Annotated in this window: 13 protein-coding genes; 4 read left to right on the top strand and 9 right to left on the bottom strand. The window is 46.2% G+C overall.

The window, feature by feature from the left end; translation table 11 throughout:
- From ACAY30_RS00370 to ACAY30_RS00360, 3 genes are all read right to left on the bottom strand, one after another.
- Entirely contained in the window at nucleotides 1–1,758 is a 1,758-nt protein-coding gene (locus tag ACAY30_RS00370; RefSeq protein ID WP_290251338.1) for a monovalent cation:proton antiporter-2 (CPA2) family protein, read from the bottom strand.
- Nucleotides 1,759–1,918: 160 nt separating this feature from the next.
- Nucleotides 1,919–3,232, bottom strand: a complete 1,314-nt coding sequence (gene deoA, locus ACAY30_RS00365) for a thymidine phosphorylase (RefSeq protein ID WP_290251339.1) — start codon at nucleotides 3,230–3,232, stop codon at nucleotides 1,919–1,921.
- A 51-nt stretch (nucleotides 3,233–3,283) separates the two neighbouring features.
- Complete coding sequence (locus ACAY30_RS00360; RefSeq protein WP_290251340.1) at nucleotides 3,284–3,820, bottom strand: cytidine deaminase; 537 nt, start codon at nucleotides 3,818–3,820, stop codon at nucleotides 3,284–3,286.
- Nucleotides 3,821–3,904: 84 nt separating this feature from the next.
- On the opposite strand from ACAY30_RS00360, the gene ACAY30_RS00355 reads away from it, so the two are divergent.
- The gene (locus ACAY30_RS00355) at nucleotides 3,905–4,825 is read left to right on the top strand and encodes a hypothetical protein (RefSeq protein WP_290251341.1); all 921 of its coding nucleotides are present in this window, start codon (nucleotides 3,905–3,907) and stop codon (nucleotides 4,823–4,825) included.
- A 24-nt stretch (nucleotides 4,826–4,849) separates the two neighbouring features.
- On the opposite strand, the gene ACAY30_RS00350 is transcribed toward ACAY30_RS00355, so the two are convergent.
- The 6 genes from ACAY30_RS00350 to pulA all read right to left on the bottom strand — a co-directional run bounded on the left by ACAY30_RS00350 (nucleotide 4,850) and on the right by pulA (nucleotide 13,998).
- Nucleotides 4,850–5,731, bottom strand: a complete 882-nt coding sequence (locus ACAY30_RS00350; RefSeq protein WP_290251342.1) for a spermidine synthase — start codon at nucleotides 5,729–5,731, stop codon at nucleotides 4,850–4,852.
- Entirely contained in the window at nucleotides 5,712–6,344 is a 633-nt protein-coding gene (locus ACAY30_RS00345) for a fused MFS/spermidine synthase (RefSeq protein WP_290251343.1), read from the bottom strand. Before ACAY30_RS00345 ends, ACAY30_RS00350 begins: the two co-directional genes overlap by 20 nt.
- Nucleotides 6,345–6,492: 148 nt before the next feature.
- Nucleotides 6,493–7,539, bottom strand: coding sequence for a LacI family DNA-binding transcriptional regulator (locus ACAY30_RS00340; RefSeq protein WP_290251344.1), 1,047 nt, complete (start codon nucleotides 7,537–7,539; stop codon nucleotides 6,493–6,495).
- A gap of 128 nt (nucleotides 7,540–7,667) precedes the next feature.
- A complete protein-coding gene (locus ACAY30_RS00335; RefSeq protein ID WP_290251345.1) occupies nucleotides 7,668–9,122 on the bottom strand; it encodes an MFS transporter in 1,455 nt (484 codons plus the stop codon).
- 19 nt (nucleotides 9,123–9,141) lie between these two features.
- Nucleotides 9,142–11,166, bottom strand: coding sequence for a glycoside hydrolase family 97 protein (locus tag ACAY30_RS00330; RefSeq protein WP_290251383.1), 2,025 nt, complete (start codon nucleotides 11,164–11,166; stop codon nucleotides 9,142–9,144).
- A 48-nt stretch (nucleotides 11,167–11,214) separates the two neighbouring features.
- Complete coding sequence (gene pulA / locus ACAY30_RS00325) at nucleotides 11,215–13,998, bottom strand: pullulanase-type alpha-1,6-glucosidase (protein WP_290251346.1); 2,784 nt, start codon at nucleotides 13,996–13,998, stop codon at nucleotides 11,215–11,217.
- A 363-nt stretch (nucleotides 13,999–14,361) separates the two neighbouring features.
- Here pulA and ACAY30_RS00320 point away from each other — a divergent pair, with 363 nt between their 5' ends.
- The 3 genes from ACAY30_RS00320 to ACAY30_RS00310 all read left to right on the top strand — a co-directional run bounded on the left by ACAY30_RS00320 (nucleotide 14,362) and on the right by ACAY30_RS00310 (nucleotide 19,776).
- Nucleotides 14,362–17,181 carry a TonB-dependent receptor gene (locus ACAY30_RS00320; RefSeq protein ID WP_290251347.1) on the top strand — a complete coding sequence of 940 codons (2,820 nt, stop codon included), beginning with the start codon at nucleotides 14,362–14,364 and terminating at the stop codon, nucleotides 17,179–17,181.
- Nucleotides 17,182–17,362: 181 nt separating this feature from the next.
- Entirely contained in the window at nucleotides 17,363–18,850 is a 1,488-nt protein-coding gene (locus tag ACAY30_RS00315) for a tryptophan halogenase family protein (RefSeq protein WP_290251348.1), read from the top strand.
- Nucleotides 18,851–18,858: 8 nt separating this feature from the next.
- Nucleotides 18,859–19,776 (top strand): aldo/keto reductase family oxidoreductase, encoded by a 918-nt coding sequence (locus ACAY30_RS00310; protein WP_290251349.1) that lies wholly within the window; start codon nucleotides 18,859–18,861, stop codon nucleotides 19,774–19,776.
- Nucleotides 19,777–19,839: the final 63 nt, after the last annotated feature.

Raw genomic sequence — 19,839 nt, 5'->3', positions numbered from 1 at the left:
TTACTTCGCCTCTGTGCCCTGATCATTGTTAAATAGGTCTTCGAGTTCGGCTCGACCGTGATTTGAAATTTTAATCACTTCTTCTAAGTCATAGCGCTGTTTGTGATAGGCCTTGTCGAGCAACTCTTCGTCGTGCATTTTAAAAACTTGCACTAAATTTTCAGCTCGCGCTTCATCAAAACCGTATTCTTGTAACAATAGTTTTGCCGCAAATAACGAGCTATCGAACATTTCCCGAACACTGCTATAAACACCGAGGTCGCGAAACTGTAATACACTCAATCGACTGCGCGCTCGGGCAATGATTTTTATGTGAGGGTAGTGCTCTTTGACCACCTTAGCTATCGCCAAACCGTGTTTGTCCGAATCTGCGGCAATAAACATAATGCGGGCGTGTTCAACACCCGCTGCTTTTAATAACTTTAAGTTGGTCGCATCACCATAAAACACTTTATTGCCAAACTGTTTGACGAATTCAATGTGTTCAGCGTTGTTATCAAGAGCGGTGAACGGTATGTGGTTGGCAGATAAAATTCGACCTGCTATTTGCCCAAATCGACCAAAACCAGCAATGATAACTTCGGGCTCCTTTTCTTCTCTTTCTTCATCATACGCTGGCGGCAGGTGCTTTTTGCGCTGCAAATATTCATACCACATGACCAAAGGCGAGGTCAGCGCCATCGAAAGACCGACAACTAAGGTCGCTTGATCGGCGATCGCTTTGGGAAGTAAACCATCGGCAAGGCCAACACTAAAAATAACAAACGCGAACTCCCCGCCTTGTGACAGCATCAACGCCAGACGAATGGGGTGGGTACCCGGTGCATTTTTGCCGCGCACAAGCCAATAGATAATAAAGGCTTTAATAGCTACTAATGCGCATGCAAGCGGCACCAAATACGGATTATAGGCAAACAGCGATAAATCCATATTCATGCCGATTGCGATAAAAAACAAGCCCAGCAGTAAACCTTTAAACGGTGCTATCTCTACTTCGAGCTGATGGCGAAAGCTAGAATTGGCCAGTAAAACCCCGGCCAAAAATGCACCGAGGCCCATAGATAAGCCGGCGACATGCATCGCCAGTGCGGTGGCGATAACAATCAATAGAGCCGATGCGGTAATCACTTCGGCACTGCCGTTGCGCGATACCAACGTCAAAAACGGATTGAGTAAGTAGCGGCCACTGAACAGCACGCCAAAAATGGCTAAAATGCCTATCCACCAAGGTGCTCCTTGGCTTGCACTAGCGCCCGATAACGTTGTCACCAGTAATAAAATAGGAATCACGGCTATGTCTTGCATGAGCAATATCGACAGGCCTTTTTGTCCCAATGGCGTCGCCAAAATACGCTTTTCTTGCATCATGCCAATAGCAAACGCAGTTGATGATAAGGCAAGAGCCAAACTAATGACCAAGGCCACTTTCCAACTAAAGTTGAAGGCCGTCAATATGGCAAATAGCACCGCCGCACAGAGTAGTAACTGCCCACCACCGATAAACAGGATTTTATTGCGCATGCGCAACAGCTTGTCTGGCTCTAATTCAAGACCGATAATGAACAGTAAAAACACCACGCCAAGTTCAGCGAAGTGGAGAATATCCGCCGGATCGTTAATCAAGCCAAGTATCGATGGACCGATGACCAAACCGGCACATAAATAACCTAAAATAGCGCCCATTTTTAAGCGCGTAAAAATTGGTACCGCAATCACGGCTGCAGTAAGAAAAATAACCACAGAAACAAGAGCTGACATGAGTTTCCCGAGATATTCCAGTAATTTAGCAAATCATAACAAATGTTATCGGCTTTGGGCACCCATATTCAATGATCACCGCGCAACGATAGAGTGCAGAACGACAAGGCAAGTCGTAACACACTCAGCTTAAAACAGAGCAACAACGCAATCGTCGAGGCTAGCCAATAACTTTGTAAACCGTTGGATTGAGTTCATCCACGCTCGCACTCACTTTAATCGCCTGACGGTATTTTTGCGCAAATGCCTTTGCATCGTCTTCGTCTTTGGCGTGTACCCTAGCGAGCACATCACCTTTGCTCACTTTGGCGCCAATAGGTAGGATTTGATCGAAGCCAACACTGTGGTCAACGCTTTGATCATTACTAATACGGCCTCCGCCTAAACCAACCACTAACATACCAATATCGCGCGTTTGCATACTGCTAATCACCCCGTCTTCATCGCTAGTCACGTCAGCTATGACATTGGCCTTGGGTAAATAGGCTTGATGACGTTCAAATAAATGCGCCGGTCCCCCCATCGCAGAAATCATATTGGCGAACACTTCGGCGGCTTTGCCGTTATCAAGTACTTGTTCAACCATATCAAGTGCTTGCTCTTTGTGCTTGGCTAACTTGCCATCTAACAACATCACCACCGCTAATTCGGTGACAATATTGTGCAGCCTCGCCTCGCGATACTTACCGCTTAGATAATCAAGCGTTTCCACAATTTCTAATGCATTACCAGCACTTAAACCGAGTACTTGGTTCATGTCAGTGATCAGTGCCTTGGTGGTTACCCCTGCACCATTAGCCACACTAACAATGCTATTGGCCAAAGCAACCGCTTCATCCATGTTTTGCATCATAGCCCCATTACCGACCTTAACATCCATAACCAAGGTATCTAATCCGGCAGCCAGTTTCTTCGACAATATCGACGCGGTAATCAAGGGTATTGAATCAACCGTAGCAGTGATATCTCTGATGCCGTACAGGCGCTTATCGGCAGGAGCGATGTTGCTTGTTTGACCGATGATGGCCACACCAACATCTTTAACCAGTTGTTTAAACTTTTCTTCTGACGGTTGCACATCAAAGCCGGGTATCGACTCCAATTTATCCACCGTGCCTCCGGTGTGGCCCAAGCCGCGCCCGGATATCATCGGCACGTAACCTCCATTGGCTGCGACAATAGATGCCAACATAAAGCTTACCTTGTCACCTACGCCACCGGTTGAGTGCTTATCAACCACCGGACCGTTGAGGTGGTCCCAGTTAAAACTGTGACCTGAATCTTTCATTGCCAAGGTTAAATTAACGGTTTCTTCAACGTTCATGCCTTTTAAAATAATAGCCATTGCCATGGCACCCACTTGGGCATCGTTAAAAGAACCATGCGCTAAGCCATCAACAAAGGCATCAATTTGCTCTTTGCTCAGGCTGTTGCCATCACGCTTATCCCGGATAATTTCTTGTGGTATGAACATATGTGTACTCTCTTTGCTATCAGCGAAACTAAAAAATAACCAATGCGTTTGCTATTGATTTAAGTTTTTGGGGGTAAATGCATCGGGTAGTAGCTGGTTTACACGCCAGCACACTGTGTCACCGAGATGATTACAGGCAAAAACCTTAGCATCGGGTTCAAGAAATTCAGCGATAACCTGACGACACGCTCCGCACGGAGGGGTAAGTTGGGTCATTTGGGTATAAATAACGATGTACTGAAACTGTTGCTCACCTGCGACAACCGCCTGAGCAATGCAATTTCGCTCGGCGCAATTGGTCAGGCCATACGACGCATTTTCCATGTTACAGCCACTGACTATGTTTCCCTTTGCGGTAAGCGCGGCTGCGCCAACTTGAAACTGGCTATACGGCGCATAGGCATTTTGGTAAGCCTGTTTTGCTGCCGCTACTAATTGTTCAAAAGAGTCTGGGGTTTGCTCTGCCACAATCGCCTCGCTTAGTGTCTCATCACCGACAATGTTGATATGCCCAGATACCCTGTATCGCTGTAGCCGAGCAGCCATAGCAAACTGGTACCAAAATAGTGTAAACTTAATCTTGCTCATATAATCAGCAACTGCTTATTACTATAGCAAACGCTGGTTGTGTTTGATGATATTTTAGTCGCCCATACGCAAAGGGAGATGGTGATGAAAAAGCTGTTGTTAACCGTTATCTCTTTATCCGCCGTATACCTTGTCTATTGGTATGTAAATACCATGTCAACTGAGCGGATATCACCAGATAAAATAGTGCCGTTGAGTACTTCAACCCCAACCGATACATCTCGGCCTGCGCAATCTCCAGCTGCGCCTTTGCCAACAACAGCAGATGAAAATCGAGATAAGACGATGGCTGTCCCCGAATCAGAAGCCAGCAATACACCCAGCGGTGCTGATCGGCAAACCGCATCGTCGAGTGGTGATTCTTTCGAAAGTGAAACAAAGCAGCGCAATAGCGATACCGTCGAAGCCGACCAACAAGCCACCGATAACCCTGCAGCGGTATACGACATTGATCTAAAGACGTCACTTGAATCACTGCAGTTTGCCAGTTTTAATGCGCAAAGACAGTACTTGCGGGAACGCAACAACATCTTCACCATAGCGAGACAAGAGCAGCAACCAATTACCTTGCATCCACTGCTCGACAATCCATTTTTTGATTTTGAAACCTCGGTTACCAATTTGAACGTTGCCGAGCAAGGTCAACAAGCGGCACCGCAAAACGCGACCGAAGTGAGCTACCGCCTTGGTCATGACTCCAGTGCCTTTTTAGTCAATTTAAAGGGAATACTGCCGTTGAGCGAATACTCATCAATATTTGCCAAAGTCGGTTTCAACAGTTGGAAAGTCGATGCCTCACAGCTCAATGGCTACGAGGATCACTTTGGCCTTAGTGCGAATTCACTAAACAATGTTGCCAATCCGGTGCAAGGTGTTGATATGTTCTATGGCATAGGATACCAGTTTAAGTATGATGACTACGTGTTCTCATCAGAACTCAGTGTTTACGACATTGAAGGTCTGCCGGTCGATGTGTTTTCTATTGGCGCGACCTTCAAGTTTTAATGGCACTGTACCAACACGCCGTACCTACAATAAGTTGGCCGGTGAGTACTGGTCGGTAAGAATGCGCACGTCGGGGTCAACGTCGTCGTTTACGCGCATTAAATCGAGTAAATCGGCTAAGTCCACATCGTAAGGCTTGAGGTCTTGTTGTAGCTGTTTCAGGCGCTCCTCATCGCTTATCAACGTGGGTGATTTACCCGTTATGATCACTCGGTTAGAGCGTTTAAAGCCTTGCTGAAGCTGATAAAAGGGGCCAAATACCGCGTGGTAGGTAGCGGTCTCATAATCGTACAGCTTACTGGTTGAAAACGTATTAGCAACCAACACACCATCATCGGTTAATATCGACAGAGCCTCTTGTAAAAACTCTTTCGTTAATAAGTGTTCGGGAATATATTCACCGTTAAACGCATCTAACATTATCAAGTCGTATTGCGCTGATTTTAGCGCCGAGCGTTTAATAAAAATGCGTCCGTCTTGCGCATAACTTTTCACTCGATCGCTCTCTTTAAAAGCAAAATACTGTCGCGCAACGCGAATGACCGCCGGATCAATTTCGACGTTATCAATCTCGATATTAGGATACAACTGCATCAGGCTATTGGACATGGTGCCACCGCCTAAGCCGATAATTAACACCCGCTTGGGTTCCGGCACAAAGGCTAGTGCGGTCATCATTTGTTTGGTGTACTCAAATACCAATTTTTGTGGATGGGCAGTGTTAATACACGATTGACTGGTTGTTCGGCGCTTAACCGAAAACTTCAAGCAGCGCTGATTACCGAGCTCATCGACGAAAATATTGCGATACAACGAGCGCTCCTCGTGGATCACCTTAGCATTGACCAAAGTCACCGCCAAGCTGAGACTAAGCAACAGGCAAATTTTAAGACTTAAGCAACGCATGGGCATCCTCTCGTTCGGTAGTTTGCACGCCAATGGCCAAGGAGCCCAGCGCCAGCAAAATGCAACAAAAGGCGATTAATACGGTGTTCACTTCAAACCACAATACCAAGTAAAACGATGTTGCCAAGGTGCCTAACGCCGAGCCCAGTGTTGAGACAAAGTACAATATGCCAGCCACGTGACCGCTTTCATGCTCACTGGTAACCAGTAAACGCACCGAATATGGCGATATCATTCCCAACGCAACTGACGGTATGAAAAACAATAACATCGAGGCCACCAATGAGCCATAACGAGCATCTTCAACGTGCGTAAATACCCACTCTAGCATTGGTGTTGCGAACAATATTAGCGGCAGTAACAATGTACCTGCTGCGATAAAAATACAACCGTATTTCAATAGTTGCGGGCGGTGTAGCGACCAACGGCCACCCAGTAAGTAGCCAAGCGATAACGCCAGCATAAACACGGTAATAATACTGCCCCAGACATGCACACTTGAGCCAAAGTAGGGCGCCAAGATGCGTCCCCCCAGTAACTCAATGCCCATAATCGAAAAGCCTCCGCAAAAGGCCATTACATAGATGAAGAAATTGTGCCAACGAAATTGCATGATAAATTACTACTGTTCCAAAACAACAATTATTAACACAACATTAACAAAGAAATGGCACCAACAAAACTATTAAAAATAGCATTGCTGGTATTTAGCTGAAGGGATAACCCCTATCGACTAAGCGTTAAGTCGATCACGCCATCGCTTACTTCTGGCTACTGGCCGGTGTGCGCGAGGACTCGCGCACGACGAGTTCGCTCGGTAACAAAATGGTTTCTGGCGGCCGTCCATTGATCAGTTCTATTAGGTTATCGACCAGCATTTCACCGGCGAGAAGGGTGTTCTGCTTGGCCGTAGTTAAACTCGGTCGAGTAAATTGGGCGACGGCAATATCGTCAAAGCCCGCTACGGCGATGTCATCAGGAACGCGAAGGCCTCGTTCTCTAATGGCTCGCAATGCACCGATGGCAATTAAATCACTGGCGGCAAATATCGCGTCGACTGGTTGGTTACTTGCCAGTAATTGTGCGGTGGCGTTAAAGCCAGCCTCTTCGGTTGAGATAGCGTCTTTTTGCATGCTCGCTGACACCTCAATACCGGCTTCTTGTAGTGCTTTGCAATGCCCTTTGTAACGGTCAAAAAACTCGGGCGCCCGATGTGACGCAGTGCCAATAAAAGCGCAGTGACGTCGATTGTCAGCGAGCAAGTGCTGAGTCACTTGATAACCACCTTGCATATTATCGCAACCTAAGGTGGCAATATTCATCCCTTCAACTTCCGCTCCCCAGCGAACAAAGTGAGTACCTTGTTGATGCAACTGAACCAGCTTGTCTCGGTAATCGACGTAATCGCCATAGCCCAATAAAATCAAACCATCGGCTTTATTTGAATCTTTGTAGTCCGAGTGCCAATCACTGTCCATGCGTTGAAAAGATACCAGTAGATCGTACCCCCGCTCCGTTGACACGCGAGTAATACTGCCTAACATGGTCATAAAAAAAGGATTGATTTGCGATTCATCGCTGGTTGGATCTTCAAACAGTAACAGTGCAATCGTTCGACTGGTTTGAGAACGCAAACTACTGGCGTGCTTATCGACGGTGTAATTCAACTCCTTGGCAATGGCCTGTATTTTTTGACGTGTTTTTTCACTCACCAGTGGCGAGTTGCGAAGTGCCCGCGAGACCGTCGACTGTGAGACGCCTGCTTTGTAGGCAATATCAAAAGAAGTAGCTTTATAACCGGATTTCACACTAGTTGCACTGTTATACCCTCAGACTAAAAATAGTAACCGAGAATATCGACGTTGTATAGAGGGTTGATATAGGCAGTACCCACTTGTCGTACTGCCTATATTGAGACAACAACCAAGACGAATAGCTAAGCGTCGGTTTCTCTTACGAAATATACCGATGCACTGGCCAGTAACATCGATACCCCGGCCAGCATAATGATATAGATGGCTTGGTTATTAAACACCGAACTTAGAATCCAGCCAGACAATATTCCCGAAACAATTTGTGGTGCGGCGATGGTAAAGTTAAAGATACCCATGTACACACCGGTTTTACTCGCCGGCAAGGACCCCGCTAAAATCGCATACGGCATCGCCAGAATTGCCGCCCAAGAAATGCCGACACCTAGCATAGGTAATAATAAACTTACCGCTGCCGCCGGTACCTCTACCGAGGTGATCAATAAATCAACCATCACCGGCTCCGGGTTTTCAAAGGCAATAAAACCAAAATATCCCAGCGCACCGGCCAATAGTGACAACGCATAAATTTGCTTGCGGCCAAACGCGTCGGCTAATTTCGATAAAACCAGGGAAAAGATAGCCGCAAACAACGAATACGCCGCAAATATTAATCCAACCCAATCACCAGCGGCGCCTTTTGCCTGAGCAATGTGTTCAGGTACGGTACCTACCGACTCTAAATAAACCGGGTCAAACCACTTGGCTTCCACCCCCCAAATGTATTGCGCAATGGCGGGCATTGAATACACCCACATAATGAACAACGCAAACCATGAGAAGAACTGCACCACCGCCAATTGTCGCATCGTTGTCGGCATGGTTTTCATTAACTGCCAAAAGGCGCTCAAGCGCTGTCCTAGCGATTTGTGCTGTGCCTGCTCTTGCGCTACCGCTTGGTAATCCTCACCGCGATAGGCGTAATACTCTTTTGGGGCATGCTCTTTGGTGCGAAACACGGTCCACAACACCGAACCAAGCAATACCGTCGCTCCAATGTAAAACGCCCAAACCACCGACGGGGCAACTTCTCCAACCGCTGCAGTGTTGTCTAAACCAACCACATTGGTTAATACAAATGGCAAAATCGAACCGATAACCGCACCAATGTTAATCAGCAAGGCTTGAATCGAATAACCCAAGTTGCGTTGTTTGGCGGGTACCATATCCGATACCAATGATCGAAACGGCTGAAAGCTCAAGTTAAACGAGGCATCCATAAAAGCGAGGATCAACGCACCAAACAACATCGGCGCCATAAACGCCACGACCATTGATGCATTCGGCATCAGCACCATACCCAACGCCGCTGCTACGGCACCGGCTAGGATATAGGGCTTGCGACGACCGAGGCGATTCCACGTTCGGTCTGAAGCGGCACCGACGATAGGCTGGACAATCAAACCCATAATTGGCGCCACTAGCCAAAACAGCGATAACGAGTGCAGATCTGCGCCTAAATCCGATAAAATACGACTGACATTGGCGTTTTGTAAGGCAAAGCCAAACTGCACCCCCAAAAAGCCAAAGCTGACATTCCATATTTGCCAAAATGACAATTGCGGTTTTTGTTGTTTCATTTTCTACTTCTGCTAATTATTATTTTGCTTTAAAGCGTATGGCAAAACCGCCACTCGCAGCCATTTTAATGGTCAAGGTGTCACTACTGGTTACATCCTGTTTGCTAATCGATAACGGATATGGATTATCAACCCAATCAGCATTTTCACCATCTTGGTAGATTTGCGCTTCATATTGCTTGTCTTTGTCGAGAAAATCTAGCGAAAAACTCACGGTGCGCTTATTTTCGTCGGTCAAACCACCAACAAACCAGTCTTGATGATCGCGTTGTTGGCGAGCAAATATCACGTAATCGCCAATCTCACCGGCAATCGCTTTAGATTGCTGCCAATCGGTTGGTACATCGCGGATAAATTGAAATGCGTCGAGGTTGGCTTCGTAGTTGCGCGGTAAATCGGCGGCCATTTGTATCGGACTGTAAATCACCACGTATAGTGCTAATTGCTTAGCCAAAGTCGTTTGCGGACGGTTAGTGTCAGCCCCTAAACCATTAAAGCCCATGTCAAAGATGCCTGGCGTAAAATCCATTGGCCCCGATAGCATACGAGTAAACGGTAAAATGGCCGTGTGCTCTGGTGGGTTAGGAGGGTTACCCCATGCATTGTACTCTTGACCACGTGCGCCTTCTCGAGTGATCCAGTTTGGATAGGTGCGACGCAAGCCCGTGTCTTTAACCGGTTCATGGGTATTGATACTGATTTTGCGCTTTGCCGCTTGCTCAATGTTGTACAGGTATTCAGACACCATAAATTGGCCATCGTGCCACTCTTTGTAGACCATACCTTTTTGATCAACGCGCTTAATGTTGCCACCGTCGGCAACATAGCCGGTTTTTACTTGTTCAACACCTAGCTGTGCATACAAGTCGAATGCCGCTTGCATTTGTTGACGATAATTAGTGACGTTGCCCGATGTTTCGTGGTGACCAACTAATTTAACGCCGGTTTTTTCGCTATGCGCCTTAATTTGTTGTAAATCAAAATCGGCATATGGTTGGGTAAAATTAAACACATCACCGTTAAAGAACCAGTCGCCATCCCAACCAATGTTCCAACCTTCAACCAATACCCCATCAAAGCCATACTTGGCGGCGAAATCCATGTAACGCTTGACCTCACTCGTGGTTGCGCCGTGCTTGTCACCGCTTCCCCAAGTGTTTTCATTGATGTGCATTCCCCACCAGATACCAACGTACTTACCTGGTTTAACCCAACTGACATCACCTAACTTGTTCGGTTCATTAAGGTTGAGAATTAAATCGGAGTTGAGCAACCCAGTGGCCTGTTCACTAATTTGAATGGTGCGCCATGGCGTTTTAAAGTCGGTTGACGTCTTGACTAAAACACCATCAGACCACGGCGCTAAATCGGCTTTAAAGATACCCGGACGACGTTGCTCTAAGGACATCCCAGCGTAGTCTACCAATGCGGCTTCATGGATACTTAAATGCACGCCGTTATCCAGTTTCACCGTAAACGGGGTATGCGCGCCGTGCACATCGGTAATTGTCGTGGTGCGGTACACATATTCATAGCGATTCCAACCGCGACTGGGTATCCAATACGCAGTGCCTTGCTGACTGGCTTGTTGACCTAAGTTAAACTCGGTCAGTTCGTTGGTGATCTCCACATCTTGTAGACCAGAGTTTTCACCCACTTCATAGCGAAAGCCAACACCATCGTCGAATACGCGGACGCGCAATTGAAATTCGCTTGGCGTTTGCTTGTCATTGACTAAGGTGATCAACAATTCATTGTGGCGATCGAGTACATCTTTGCGCTCACCCCAAGGTAATTGCCATGTTTCCTCTACCGAATTGAGTTCGCTACTTTTGATCACAAAGCCTTCGGTTAAGTCGTGCTGTTGCTTGAATGACATACCTAAGCTCGACGGTTCTATCACGGTATTGTCTTTAAAGGCAATTTGATACTGAACTAAACTCGCTTCATCGGAAACGCTAAATCGGATATCGCCATTTGGCGACTTGACCGACACCGTTTTGGCTGAGCTTTGAACCGAGGTAAATAACGCAATAAGCGACATACCAACAGCCCATATCTTGCTGTAATTCATTGTTTTTTCCTATTGCTATTAACGGCGCACAAAAACTGCTGCGCTAAACTTTTGTACCACAAATCCCTTGTTTGTCACCCTGTGTTGTTGTGTTATTGGGTCACTGCTTTTCGCTAAAACAGGGTGTAGTTGGTATTGCTGAGCATCACTGTAATCAAACTCGATGGCATCAGCTGATGAGTTAAACAACACCGTGATTTGCTGATAATTTGGATCAATATCTCGGCGGTCGGTTAGCTGCATCACAATCAACCCAGGCACTTGCTTGCTACCGGTATTTAAAAAGCGCAACTGAGATTCAATCTGCGCCGCACTTGTTAGCCTAAATAGCGGCGAGGACATGCGAATTTTCAATAGCTCAGCAAACCGGTCTGACATAAATTGAATGTGCTTAGCTTGCACCTGATCGCGACCTTGGTTGGCGTCGATAATTTTGCTGATAATCTGCCAATTTTGGCGGTCTTTTTCAGCCGGCGGTAAACCAACGTGGTAGTTGTTGTCTTGCATACCAAAGTCAACGGCGTTGAACCAATCGCCGTAGTCGTAGCTGTCGCGTAAATATGACTTAGATCGCAACAACTCTGAACCCATGTGAATAAATGGGATGCCTTGCGCATACATAGGGTAGGCCAACGATAGCGCCTGCATGCGCACTCGATCATCGGTACTCACGTCAAAGGCAATGCGATACTGATGATTATCCCACAGTGTTTGGTTGTCGTGTTTTGACACGTAATTGATGGTATCAGCCGGATCCAAGGCGTAACCCGCAGGTTGGTCACCATACGGCACATCGGCACCAGTTACTTGCTCATCATGGCGATCTCGCAGTGGATAAGTCGCCAAGTTGGCTGCCAAACCAACCCGAAGCTGGTCGGCAAACAACAAATATTGTTGCTTTGAATCTTGCTTGCTGCGCAGTTCATTAGGTCGGGTAAACAAGCCGTTACCAATACCTTGTTGCTGACGAATTTGCTCACCTGAGGCCGTCATTCCGCCACCGCGAACCGCATCGCGTAAACGATCGGTAAAAGTGCCGATTTCGCTGCCGGCCAAATTCAATTGGCTGGCTTGCTCAAAGCGCTGATTGTTGGCAACTTCGCCAAAATTCCAACCTTCACCGTAAAAGTAGGTATCGGCATCAACCGCGCTTACCGCATCACGCGCTGCTAACATAACGTCTTTGGGTTGATGCGCCATCAAGTCAAAGCGAAAACCGTCAATTTTATAATCCCGTGCCCAAACCACTAATGAATCTTGCATCAGCTTGGCCATCATCTTGCGCTCGGTAGCGGTATTATCACAGCACGTTGATTGCTCGACCATGGCCGTTATCGGATTGAGACGTTGATAATAACCCGGCACAATTTTATCTAATACCGACGTCGCCTCTAGACCGGCCTGATGGGTGTGATTGTAAACCACATCCATGATCACGCGAAATCCCATATTGTGCAGTGCCATCACCATAGAGCGGAATTCTTTGATCCGACTGACACCGTCTGGATTTTGCGCATAACTGCCCTCGGGAACCGTGTAATGAAACGGATCATAGCCCCAGTTGTAATTATCTAAGGTGCGCATTTCACTAACTAATGCTTGTGCGTCGCTTGAATTTACATCAAAGCTGGTAAGTAACGCAGCAATTGATTGGCTTTTATCAAGGCTGTCGTTGGCACAGATCGATAGGGTCACCTTGAGGCGGCACAATTTGGCCAGCGAATCGTTGAGAGTTACTCGCTGCTCAGGATCTTCATTAACGGTGCCAATATCAAACGTCGGCAATAAATGAACATTGTTTAAACCAGCCGACTTGAGCTGCTTAAGGTGTTGTATACCATCGCTATTGGTTTGCTCAAAGGCGGCGTACTTACCGCGTACGGCTTCGTTAGATAACGCGCTATCCGAGGCACTAAAATCACCGATGTGCAACTCGTAAAAAACGTTGTCTTCGGGGTGATTAACCGTCGGATTTTCCTGCTCATCCCAACCCAAAGGCTTGCTTACATCATTATTTAAATCAACAACTTGTGAGTATTCACTGTTGGTCGACAAGCTCAGCGAATACGGATCAGTGGTGATCAGAGTTTGTACGCTTTGGCTTTCTGGGTGGTATACCTCGATTTGGTATTGATAAAACACCTGATTGAGGTGCTGGTCGATTTGCGCAACCCATACACCAGTGTGTGCATCGAATTGCATGGCTAATGACGATGGCGATATCGGCTGCTTTTGCTGATCAAACAGTAAGACGTTGACGTTGCGCGCGGTTGGCGCCCACAGTTTAAATTGGGTACCAGTAGCGTTGAGCACACTGCCTAAGTCATTGACCTCATCAGCATCAGCATCACCCGCGGTAAATAATGCATCGATGGCAAAACCGGTCTGTACCCGAGTGATACTTTTCACCACCCCATTGAGATCGCTGATTTGCAACAGCAACGGACCTTTAAGCAATTGTTTCTGCTGCTTAATACTCATTGGTTCAGCTAAGGTAAAGGCACTGCCTTTACCCGCCAAATGAACAAATTTTTGGCGTTGCTCAGCAGACAGCTCGGTCGGTGTTAATCGATAGCTTGCATTAAAGTCGAGGCCGGATAACACGTTTACGCGATCACCGGTTTGCAACTGACCGTAATAAAAGAAAAGGTTTGTCGCTAAGAAATGACCGCGACTATCGGTGATATCAAGCGTTTGATTGTGTGCCTGTGGCTGGAGTTTCTGGGTGTCTGTTGAAGTAACCCCGCCACAACCGCTTAGTATGAGTGTCAGCAGTACACTGCTGATCGTTTTTTTTTGCATCGTCCCCACCATCTGCATTGTCGTTGTTGTAAAACCGGCTAAGAGTGTTACACCCTGTGGTATAAATCAATTACATACGTATGCAAACACGTGAGTCATCATCACACAAATTTGATGAATACGTATGTGTGCGGTTGATCTACGGCAATTCAATAGTGAACATAAACGACAAAACATTACACGAGCAACGGCAATGAATACGTATGCAAAGTGTTTATATTATAGCCTGCTGACATTAGACTGTCGGTTCTATAATTAGCGTTTTTTACGCAATAAAAAAATATAAATTAATACAATAACAGGCTCGTTAAGGACAATGAGTCAATATAAATAAACATCAGGACGATTTGGGGAAATTACAACATGCTTACATTCCAACCAAATAAACTAACCATGGCGTTAGTTGCCGCAGGTTTAGTATCTATGGCATCAACTGCCACTGCACAAGAGCAAGCGTCTGCTGAACAGCAAGCTGAAGAAAACATCGAAGTTATTGAAGTATCAGGCTTTCGTCGCTCTCTAGTTAAATCAATGAACACTAAGCGCTTTTCATCAAGCGTAGTAGAGGCTATTTCAGCTGAGGACATTGGTAAACTACCCGATTCGTCTATCGCTGAATCGATTGCCCGTTTGCCAGGTCTAACCGCACAGCGTCTAGACGGTCGCGCATCAAAAATCTCTATCCGCGGCTTTGGCGAAAACGAATCAGCAACGACATTTAACGGTCGCGAGCAAGTATCAATTGATGATAACCGCGGCGTTCAGTTCGATTTATACCCAGCTGAAATCATGAGCGGTGTTACCGTATACAAAACGCCTGATGCGACTATTGAAGGTGAAGGTATTGCCGGTGTTGTCGACTTACAGACTGTAAGACCACTTTCTCAAGATGACCGCGTGATTCAAATTAACGGTACATTCGAGCAAACCTCATTTGAAGAACTAAACCCAGATGCAGACAATGACGGTTTCCGCGGTACGTTCTCATACATGGATCAGTTTGCTGATGATACCATTGGTATTGCAGTTGCAGTCTCGACCATGGAATCTCCTAACCAAGAAAAGCGTTGGAATTCGTGGGGCTACCCTGAGTTTTCTGATGACGCGGGCAACAGCTACTCAATTTTAGGTGGTGCAAAACCGTTTGTTCGTTCATCTATGCTAAACCGCGATACGGTTATGGGTGTACTAGAGTTTGCGCCTTCTGACGATATTCACATTACCTTTGATGCATTACACGTTGATTTTACTGATGAAAAAATCTTACGTGGTATTGAAGTACCGTTTGCATGGGGTCAAGGTACTATCGACCCTGAGTCTGTCGTTGTTGACCCTGAAACAGGCTTTATCAGCCAAGCGACAACGATGGGACAACGCGTTGTTGTTCGCAACGACTACGAAGAGCGCGAAGCACAATTGGATTCATTCGGTGTAAATTTTGAGTACAACATCAATGACCGTTGGTCTTTAGAAGCAGACGCTTCATACGCCAAAGTTGAACGTCAAATTTGGTCGATGGAATCGTACGCTGGTACAGGTCGCGGTGATTCTCGCGGTGTAGCGGATAACATTGGCTACTTCTTAGACGGCAGCAACGAAGGCGCGAAATTCACTCATGAGTTAGATTACTCTGACTACAACCTAATTCAACTTGGTGGTCCACTGTCTTGGGGTTGGTCGTCAGCACTGAATGACAAATACGGTATCACCGGCACAGAATACGAAAACCAAGCGCAAGACGGCTTCTTAAATACTCCGTCTGTAGACGACGAGTTAACCGCGCTAAAATTAGCGGCGACACAAGTTGTTGAAAGCGACTTCGTTACCGCAGTCACCTACGGTGTATCATACAAAAACCGTGAGAAGACCAAAGACTCGAATGGTTTCTTCCTTACTGTTTCATCGTTCTCACTTGATAACCCAGGCATGATGATGGTACCGGAAGAGTACCGCTTAGGTTCAGCTAACTTAGACTTTATCGGCATGGGCGATATGATCGCGTATGACTCACGCGGTTTGGTTGAAGACGGCTACTATGACTTATTGTCAGAGCGTCTAACTGACCCTAGCCACGAAACAAAATCATACACGGTACAAGAAGAAATCGTGTCGCTGTTTGTTAAAGCCGACCTAGATATGGAAATTGCAGGTTTCCAAGTAACCGGTAACGCTGGCCTGCGCTACGTTGATACTACACAGTCATCGCAAGGTGCTGCAATTACGACCGAAGATGGCTTAGTAAAAACCACTCCAACTGACATTGAACACACCTATTCGCATTTACTACCAAGTTTGAACTTGTCAATGCGTATTGATGACAACCAAACGGTTCGTTTTGGTGCGGCGAAAACCATTTCTCGTGCGCGTATGGACGAAATGAATGCGTCAATCAGCACCAACTACTTCGGTGGTGGTGAAGCACCTAAGCCGGACGAAAATGGCAACTTCTGGTCAGTATCTGGCGGTAACCCGGCACTAGAACCAAAAGAAGCGGTTGGTCTTGATTTAACCTACGAAAACTACTTCTCAGATGAAGGTTACTTCTCTGTTGCTCTATTCCACAAGAGCTTAGATAACTGGATTTTCGACGGTAATTACGAAGTCGACATGACCGGTGTTGCCGATCCTGCCGGTACTCCTGTAAATCCTGATCACACAACCGCAACCGGTTCAGGTAAAATCAACGGTGGTGACGGCACACTATACGGCTATGAACTGTCGGTAACTCTACCATTTAACGCATTCTCTGATGCACTTGATGGTTTTGGTGTGATTGCTTCATACACAGGTGTTGAACAAGACATCGAAGATCCAAACGGCAACGAATACGTTTTACCAGGTCTGTCTGAAAGCATTTCATCGGTTACTGGTTACTACGAGAACCACGGTTTACAAGTGCGCGTGAGTGTGCGTAACCGCGATGACTTCAAAGGCGATGTCTACGGTGTTGGCTTCTCTACTCAGCAAGTGGATATTGAAGGTGAAACCATTGTTGATGCACAAATCGGTTATGACTTTGGCGAAGCCGGCTTCGAAAACTTAGAAGGTCTTTCAATCTTCTTACAAGGTTACAACCTGACCGAAGAGCCGTTCAAGTCAACCTATAACGAAAATGCATTACAAGTTCGCGACTTCCAAGATTACGGAGCGAACTACATGTTAGGTTTCAGCTACAAGCTGTAAGCTAACTGGTTAACGCAATGTAGAAGCCCTTGTAATAACCTTGTTACAAGGGCTTTTTTTATCTACATCTCGATCGTAACATGCTAAAAAATATCATCGTTTGTTTTAACAAACCGTGTTTGCGATCGGCGCGAGTTTCTCAGAACAACGCGCTTTACAAAACCAAAGCAGTAAAGAGTTTATGAACAAAGTTAACAACGTGGTTATCGTTGGTGGTGGCACCGCTGGTTGGATAACGGCGTCACTACTGAGCCGAGTGTTAGGTAAGATAGTCAATATAAAGCTGATTGAATCAGATAAAATTGCCTCTGTTGGCGTTGGTGAAGCAACCATTCCCGCTATAATCAGTCTCAATGCGGCATTGGGCATTAATGAAGCTGACTTTCTAAAAGCCACCAATGGTACGATCAAGCTCGGCATTCAGTTTGAAAACTGGAAGCGACAAGGCGATAGTTATATGCACGCCTTTGGCGGTATCGGCAAAAACTTTCCATTTTGTGATTTCTACCACTACTGGCTTCGTCAGCAAAAATCCGCCGACTCAAGCGATGACTTTTGGGATTTTTCGTTAAACTATCAAGCAGCTAAGCGCGATAAATTTAGCAAAGTTCGACATATCGAAGGCACTCAATTACCCGGCATTACCTACGCCTATCACTTTGACGCCACCTTGTATGCCCAGTATTTGCGCAAGATTGCGCAAAACAACGGCGTACAGCGTATTGAAGCGACCATTAATCAGGTTCACGTCAACCGCGATAGTGGCTTTGTCGACTCTGTCGAGCTTGAAAATGGCCAACAAGTCAGCGCTGATTTATTTGTTGACTGCACCGGCATGTCGGGGCTACTTATCGATAAAGCACTAAACACTGGCTATGTCGATTGGTCTCACTACCTGCCCTGTGATCGAGCTATTGCGGTGCAATGTGAAGGGGTAGAGCCGATTTCACCGTATACCCGTTCCATTGCTCACCAAGCCGGTTGGCAGTGGCGAATTCCATTACAGCACCGCATCGGTAACGGCATAGTATACTCGAGCAAGTTTATCAGTGACGAGCAAGCCAAACAGACTTTGTTAGCTAACCTTGATGGCAAACCGCTAACCGAGCCGAAAGTGATTGAGTTTAGAACCGGCCGTCGAGTGAAACAATGGAATAAGAATGTGGTGGCAATTGGCTTATCAAGTGGCTTTTTAGAGCCGTTGGAATCGACCAGTATTCACTTGATCCAAACCGCAGCGATACGCTTGATTAAGACCTTTCCACATCACGGTATCGAACAGCAAAATATCGACGAGTTTAACCGTCAATCAATCATCGAGATTGAACGTATACGCGACTTTATCATTTTGCATTACAAAGTAAATCAACGTGATGACAGCGCCTTTTGGCGTCAGTGTCAGCGCATGGATATTCCCGCAAGCTTGCAGCGAAAAATCGACCTTTTTAAGAAAACCGGCAAACTATTTCGCGAGCAAGACGATTTATTTACCGAAATTGCGTGGCAACAAGTATTTATTGGTCAGGGTTTATTGCCCGATGATCACCACCCACTTGCCGACCAACTAAGTCAACAACAGTTAACTGAATTAATGGCTAACTTAAAGGTTCTTATTGATCGCACCGTCGATAAGATGCCGAGCCACGATCACTACCTGTCACAACTTTAGGATAGATTATGAGTACAGCAAAACACGTTCAAATTGGCCATTTAACCCTGCCGTCATCGCGATTGATATACGGTTGCATGCGTATCAACGGCAATAATTCAAGCGATGATATCGCCAAGGGAAAACTGGCTATTCGCACCGCTATTGACGCTGGCTACAATCACTTTGATCACGCCGACATCTATGGTAACGGTGAATGTGAGCGTATTTTTGGCGAGGTGATGAAAGAGTCACCAGCGTTAAGAGAACAACTCATTATTACCAGCAAAGCGGGTATTCGCTTTGCTTGCGATGATGATGTTAAGCGTTACGACTTTGACCAAGCCTATCTGATAAAACAAGTCGAAGGCTCACTACAGCGCTTAAACGTCGATGCCCTTGACTTGTTTTTACTGCATCGCCCGGATTATTTATTTGACCCACAACAGGTCGCCGAAACGTTTGAACAACTCAAACGCCAAGGCAAGGTCAAACAATTTGGTGTCAGCAATTTTAGCCCTTCACAATTGGCGATGTTGCAATCGTTTACCAGTGAAAAATTGGTCACTAATCAAGTTGAAATCAACATTCACAACATCGACGCGTTTAGCAATGGCGTACTCGATCAGTGTTTAGAAAAGCACATCGTACCAATGGCATGGTGTCCTATTGCCACGGTTGTATACGAAGCATGGGGTAACACGTTTGATCAGGCAACGATCAATCGAATTCATCAAGAGTTGGATCGTCAGGCACAAGTTTATAACGAAGAAAAATGGATCATCATCCTCGCGTGGTTGATGTTGCATCCCGCTAATATTTGCCCCATTGTTGGCTCGACCAACCCTGAGCGGATAAAAGCGGCAACCCGAGCGCTCAATATTGAATACCGACGCGAAGACTGGTATCGCTTATTAGAAGCGAGAAACGGACAACCAGTGCCATAATTTTCGACACTAGGTAATGATTAACAAGGCATTACCTAGCTGCATTTTAATCCTAGGTAACAC

It is taken from the genome of Thalassotalea ponticola (assembly GCF_041379045.1).
In the GTDB taxonomy this organism is placed as follows: domain Bacteria; phylum Pseudomonadota; class Gammaproteobacteria; order Enterobacterales; family Alteromonadaceae; genus Thalassotalea_A; species Thalassotalea_A ponticola.
The sequence above is the reverse complement of the archived record's forward strand: the minus strand, read 5'-3'. Positions and strand labels throughout refer to the sequence as shown.